Genomic DNA, 6,069 nt, shown 5'->3' with positions numbered 1-6,069 from the left:
GTTCGGCGATATCCAGATATTGACGGAAATAGCGCCCGAGCCTCTCTCGGCCCTCATCGGTCGCAAGCAGGGGGAAAGCGGCAAAGAACGGCAGATCGAGCCCTTCCAGGAAGACGAGCGACGTTTCGAGGCCGCCATCTGTCAGAAGGATGGTTTCGCCGAGCTCACGAAGGTTGATCTTCGCATTGGTCATCGCCGTGCACGATCTCGCCCACCGATCTCGCGAACATTAGCATATGGCATCAATTTCGTCATGCCGCCCGCGCAGCCCAGCCGTTGCGGCGGTGCCCCGGATGCGCATATGGAATACGCATGTTGCGGAGGCCTCATGCGCAAGATTGCTGCGAACGCGGTTCGTCAGCCGGCAAATCTGTCGATCGATTCACAGCTGATGAAGGAAGCAAAGGGGCTCAACGTGAACGTCTCGCGCGCCGCCGAAGCCGGGATAGCCGAAGCAGTGGCAGCCGAGAAGACGCGGCTCTGGAAGCTTGAGAACCGCGCAACGATGGACGCCTGGAACGGCTACGACGTGTTCGCCGCCAGACGGCGGCATCGAAGGCGGCCATCTTCTCGACGTTCAATCCGATCTGCTCGATCACTTCAAGACACGGGTGGTGGTCCCACATCTGCCCGTCTCGGTGGCGCCGCCTGCGATGCGGAAGCTCCATCCGATCTTTGAGATCAACGGACGCAAGCTGGTGAAGGCCACCCATCTGCTCGCCACGGTTTCGACGACGGAACTTGGCGAGAGCCGGCTGAACCTGATGCGGTATCACGACGAGATCGCCGCTGCGCTCGACATGCCGTTCCAGGGGGTTCTGAGCGGCGAGGGCCTCAAGCCACCGCTGCGAGTCAACCAGACGTCTTCGCCTGCCAGGCCTTCAGCGCCTCGTCGAACACCTTCTCGCCGGGGATGCCCTTTTCCATGGTGAGCAGGGCGCGCCGCCCGGTCTTGTAGACGACCGGCACATCGATCCAGTCCTGGCCCCTGAGCAGCGTCAGATTGGCGTCCTCATCGGCCTTGGTGTCGTTGAGCGCGACGAGGAAAAAGCCGTCGGCGATCTTGGCCGGGATGCCGATCAGCGGGCTGCCGGCATCCTGTTCGGAACTCTTCATGGCGATGCGCAGGATGTTGTCGACGCCGCCGCCGTCAAATCCTTCCGGAGTGAGGAAGATCATCTCGATGATGTGGCTGGCCGGCAGCGTCTGGTCTGTGTTGCGCCTGATCGTCATGCGCAGCTGGATGTCCTTGCCCGGTATAGTCGCCTCGGCGCGGATCGCCGGTTCCGGCGGCAGGTCGCCGCCCGGCGATTCCTGCACCAGCGACCAGACGATATTGCCCGGCTCGGCCGAGCCCTGCTGGGTGCTGGTGCGTTCCTCGTAGAAGATCGCCTTCTGGCCGACCGGCAACGCGGTTTCAACCGGCGCTGCCGCCGGTGTCGACGGTGCGGCGCCGGTGGCCGGCGCGGCCGGCTGTGCGCCAGCGGGCGGTACCGGCGGCGTCGCGGCCGCATCTGCCGGCGTTGCGGGTGTGGCGCCATCGGCCGGCGGTGTTGCCGCCCCGGGCGCGGGAGCTGCGGGAGCGCCGGTTGCCGCCGCCGGCGGGCTGGTCGGCGCCGGCACCACGGGCGCAGCCGGTGGCGGCGTCGTCAGCGCGGCGACGGATTCGCCTTCGCCAATGCCGCTTTGCCCGCCGGCGGGGCCGGGATCGGTCTCCTTGCCCTCCGGCGTCAGGCGCTGGGTGAATTTGGTCGCCTCGGCCGTTTCGCCGGTGCCCGCCGCCGGCGGTGTCGCCGCGACGTCGGCCGCCGGCTTGGCCGGAGCCGGCTTCACCAGCGGCTCCGTGGTGACGGTCTTGCTCCCGCCAAGGCCGAGCATGGAACCGAACGCGTCCTTGTTCAGCCAGATGCCATAGCCGCCACCGCCGATCACCAGGACGGCGGCGGCAGCGGCGATCAGCCCGCCATAGCTGCGTTTGCGCGCCGCAGGGCGCAGCCGCTGGAACGTGTCGGCCGCCGCCGGTTCTTCCTCACTGACAAAGACGTCATTCTGGTCGTTCGGCATCGAGGCGTCCATGCCCGGCAGGCGGGCATCGGTCTCGAATGGCGGAGGCGTTTGCGGCGCCTTCTGCCAGCTTGGCTCTGCCTTGGCGACTGGCGCAGCCGGCCGGAAAGGCTCCGGCTTGGCGGGCTCAGGCCTAGCAGGCTCGGCTTTGGCAACGACAGGCTGCCGCACATGGCTCGGCTGGTTCTTGTTGCGGTCGATCGAGGAGAAGATGTGCTCCAGCTCGGCCAGCGGATCGACCGCCGGCTGGCTTTTGGCATAGCCACGCTCGACGTTGGAAATCGCATCCTCCAGCGTGCGCTTCTGCTGATCGGCAACCGACGGCGCCAAAGGCGGGACGTGATCCGCAAGCTTCTTGGCGATTGTCGCCCGCGCCTTGTCATAGACTTTCGAGCGCATCTCGGGCGTGTTTTCGCTGAGACCGTCGATCGTCTTTTTCAGAACGGTGATGAAATCTGCCATGCTTCAGTGGACCCGCATTTTGTTCCTGGGCCGGCCCCCGCAAATCAGCCGCTGAGCCCGGAAAGGCTGAGAAACTAGTCTTGAAACGGATCAGTCACAAGTATCGTGTCGTCCCGCTCCGGGCTGGTCGAGAGCAGCGCCACCGGCGCGCCGATCAGCTCCTCGATGTAACGTACATACTTGACCGCCTGGGCCGGCAGATCGTTCCAGCTGCGCGCGCCGGCGGTGGTGCCTTTCCAGCCTTCGAGCGTCTCGTAGACCGGCTCGACGCGCGCCTGCGCGCCCTGGCTGGCCGGCAGATAGTCAATCGTCTCGCCGTCGAGGCGGTAGGCGGTGCACACCTTGATCTCGTCGAGTCCGTCCAGCACATCGAGCTTGGTCAGCGCGATGCCCTTGATGCCGTTGACGGCCACCGCCTGGCGCACCAGCACGGCGTCGAACCAGCCGCAGCGACGCTTGCGGCCGGTGACGACGCCGAATTCATGACCACGCGTGCCGAGGAACTCGCCGATCTCGTTCTTCTGCTCGGTCGGGAACGGGCCCTCGCCGACACGCGTCGTGTAGGCCTTGGTGATGCCCAGCACATAGCCGATGGCGCCCGGCCCCACACCCGAGCCGGCCGCGGCCTGGCCGGCGACGGTATTGGACGAGGTGACAAACGGATAGGTGCCGTGGTCGATGTCGAGCAGCGTGCCTTGCGCGCCCTCGAAAAGGATCCGCTCGCCGGCGCGGCGCCGATCGTCAAGAACTTTCCAGACCCGGTCCATGTAGGGCAGGATCTCGTCGGCGACCGAAGTCAGCTCGCGCATGATCGCGTCATGCGTGACTTCGCTATGGCCGAGCCCGCGGCGCAGCGCATTGTGGTGCGTCAGCAGCCTGTCGACCTTCAGGGGAAGCGTTTCCAAATCCGCCAGATCCATCACCCTGACCGCGCGCCGTCCCACCTTGTCCTCGTAAGCGGGGCCGATGCCGCGGCGGGTCGTGCCAATCTTTGTCCCGGAATTGGAGGCGGCGTCCTCACGGAATCCGTCCAATTCGCGGTGCAGCGACAGGATAAGCGCGGTGTTTTCGGCTATTTTCAGGCGATCCGGCGTCACCTCGACGCCTTGCGCCTTCAGTTTCGCCACTTCGGCGACGAAGGCGTGCGGGTCGAAGACCACGCCATTGCCGATGATCGACAGCTTGCCTTGCCGCACGACGCCGGAAGGCAGAAGCGACAGCTTGTAGACCTTGCCGTCGACGACCAGCGTGTGGCCGGCATTGTGGCCGCCCTGGAAGCGCACGACGACATCGGCCCGCTCCGACAGCCAGTCGACGATCTTGCCCTTGCCTTCGTCGCCCCACTGCGAGCCGACGACCACCACATTGGCCATGTTGCTTTTCCCTTGAAATGCCGACTGGCGGCTTGAAAACGACAGGCCTCTATAGCGTCAAGAGCGGACCGACGCGACCATTCTTTGCCGCCGAACGCCGCCCGGGGCATAACATTTTTCGCCTTTCGCGCGATTTGCCGAGGCGAGCAGGGCGCGATTACGCCGGCATTCCTCCCAGGCACTTTCCGGCGCCGACGCCTGGCACGAATGACAGCGCCGCGCGGCTATCGCACGCGCGGCGCTGTCATGCAAATCGGCAGGACGGGCTTCAGGCTACGCCGACGTCGAAGTGCAGCGGCTTGGCCGAGTCGATCGACTTGTGCGCCCGCAGCTGATCGAGCACATTTTCGGGGAACGGCGCGTCGAGATAGAGCAGTGCGATGGCATCGCCACCCGGCCGGTTGCGGCCGAGCTGGAAGTTGGCGATGTTGACGCCGTTCTCGCCGCAGACGGTGCCGAGCAGGCCGATGATGCCGGGCGCGTCGGCGTTGGTCGTATAAAGCATGTGCTGGCCGACTTCGGCGTCGAGATTGATGCCTTTGATCTGGATGAACCGCGGCTTGCCGTCCGAAAAGCAGGTGCCGGCGATCGAGCGCGTCCTGTGCTCGGTGGTGACCGTCAGCTTGATGTAGCCGTCGAACACGCCAGACTTGTCGCGCTTGACCTCGGCGACGATGATGCCGCGTTCCTTCACCATGATCGGCGCCGACACCATGTTGACGTCGGAGACCTGCGGCCGGATCAGACCGGCAAGGGTCGCGCTGATCAGGGCACGCGTGTTCATGGTCGCGGTCGAGCCGTCGAACAGGATCTCGACCTCCTTGATCGGATCCTCGGTGACCTGGCCGACGAAGGCGCCGAGCACTTCGGCGAGCTTGACGAAGGGCTTCAGCCGCGGCGCCTCCTCGGCGGTGATCGAGGGCATGTTGATGGCGTTGGAGACGGCGCCCTTGAGCAGGTAGTCGGACATCTGCTCTGCCACCTGCAGCGCCACATTCTCCTGTGCCTCGGCGGTGGAGGCGCCGAGATGCGGCGTCGCCACGACATTCTCCATCCCGAACAGTTCGTTGTTCTCCGCCGGTTCGACCTCGAACACGTCGATGCCGGCGCCCGCCACCTTGCCGCTCTTCAGTGCCGCGACCAGATCGGCCTCGACGATCAGCCCGCCGCGCGCGCAGTTGATGATGCGTACGCCTGTCTTCATCTTGGCGATCGCGGCGGCGTCGATGATGTTGCGCGTCTTGTCGGTCAGCGGCGTGTGCAACGTGATGAAATCGGCGCGGGCGAAGAGCTCGTCGAGCTCGACCTTCTCGACGCCGAGCTCCTCGGCGCGGCTGTCAGACAGGAACGGGTCGAAGGCGATGACATGCATCTTGAGCCCGACGCCGCGGGTGGCGACGATCGAACCGATATTGCCGCAGCCGATGACACCGAGCGTCTTGCTGGTGATCTCGATGCCCATGAAGCGGTTCTTTTCCCACTTGCCGGCATGCGTCGAGGCGTTCGCTTCCGGAATCTGGCGGGCAAGGGCGAAGATCATGGCGACAGCATGCTCGGCGGTGGTGATCGAATTGCCGAAGGGCGTGTTCATCACGATGATGCCCTTGCGGCTTGCCGCCGGGATGTCGACATTATCGACGCCGATGCCAGCGCGGCCGACAACCTTGAGCCTGGTGGCGGCGTTGATCAGCTTTTCGGTGACCTTGGTGGCCGAGCGGATGGCGAGGCCGTCATACTGGCCAATGACTTCGAGCAGCTTTTCCTTGTCCTTGCCGAGGTCGGGCAGATAGTCGACCTCGATGCCGCGGTCTTTGAAGATCTGCACAGCGGTGGTGGAAAGTTTGTCTGAGACGAGAACGCGGGGCGCCATGGCGGCCTCCTTCGAAAGGGATTGATCCGTTTGGAAATGGGCGGCCCCGATGGCCGCCACGGGCAACTCAGGCAGCCGCCTTCAGCGACGCCTTTTGCGCGGCAAAAGCCCAGTCGAGCCAGGGCAGCAGCGCCTCGAGATCGGAGGTCTCGACAGTCGCGCCGCACCAGATGCGCAGGCCGGGCGGGGCGTCGCGGTAGGCGCCGATATCGTAGGCCACACCTTCCTTGTCGAGCGCCGAGACCAGCGCTTTGGCGAAAGCCGCCTGCCCGTCGGCGTCGAGCGCCGCGACTTGCGGAT

5 protein-coding genes and 1 pseudogene are annotated in these 6,069 nt (G+C 65.3%); 2 read left to right on the top strand and 4 right to left on the bottom strand.

Features of this window, described 5'->3' with window-relative positions:
* Positions 1 to 679, top strand: a 679-nt coding sequence (locus tag EN745_RS37245; RefSeq protein WP_245487856.1) for a type II toxin-antitoxin system CcdA family antitoxin, incomplete at its 5' end; no start/stop codon positions are given.
* Positions 612 to 932, top strand: a complete 321-nt coding sequence (locus EN745_RS27570) for a CcdB family protein (protein WP_348630974.1) — start codon at positions 612 to 614, stop codon at positions 930 to 932. The genes EN745_RS37245 and EN745_RS27570, both read left to right, overlap by 68 nt.
* Here EN745_RS27570 and EN745_RS27565 read toward each other — a convergent pair.
* From EN745_RS27565 to EN745_RS27550, 4 genes and pseudogenes are all read right to left on the bottom strand, one after another.
* Positions 853 to 2,526, bottom strand: coding sequence for a hypothetical protein (locus tag EN745_RS27565; protein ID WP_127422711.1), 1,674 nt, complete (start codon positions 2,524 to 2,526; stop codon positions 853 to 855). The two genes, EN745_RS27570 and EN745_RS27565, sit on opposite strands and share 80 nt — an antisense overlap.
* Before the next feature lie 74 nt (positions 2,527 to 2,600).
* Positions 2,601 to 3,899, bottom strand: a complete 1,299-nt coding sequence (locus EN745_RS27560) for an adenylosuccinate synthase (protein ID WP_127422710.1) — start codon at positions 3,897 to 3,899, stop codon at positions 2,601 to 2,603.
* 268 nt (positions 3,900 to 4,167) lie between these two features.
* On the bottom strand, positions 4,168 to 5,769 hold the full coding sequence (serA, locus tag EN745_RS27555) for a phosphoglycerate dehydrogenase (RefSeq protein ID WP_126057887.1): 1,602 nt from the start codon (positions 5,767 to 5,769) through the stop codon (positions 4,168 to 4,170).
* 67 nt (positions 5,770 to 5,836) lie between these two features.
* A pseudogene (locus EN745_RS27550) lies at positions 5,837 to 6,069 on the bottom strand (phosphoserine aminotransferase); the annotation flags it as partial.

Origin of the sequence: Mesorhizobium sp. M4A.F.Ca.ET.022.05.2.1, assembly GCF_003998845.1 — a bacterium.
Classification (GTDB): Bacteria; Pseudomonadota; Alphaproteobacteria; order Rhizobiales; family Rhizobiaceae; genus Mesorhizobium.
Note: the sequence above shows the minus strand (reverse complement) of the source record. Positions and strands in the feature narration are given on the sequence as shown.

Coding starts and splice junctions, on each gene's coding strand:
- serA (WP_126057887.1), bottom strand. CDS start 5,769: ATGGCGCCCCGCGTTCTCGTCTCAGACAAACTTTCCACCACCGCTGTG.
- EN745_RS27565 (WP_127422711.1), bottom strand. CDS start 2,526: ATGGCAGATTTCATCACCGTTCTGAAAAAGACGATCGACGGTCTCAGC.
- EN745_RS27560 (WP_127422710.1), bottom strand. CDS start 3,899: ATGGCCAATGTGGTGGTCGTCGGCTCGCAGTGGGGCGACGAAGGCAAG.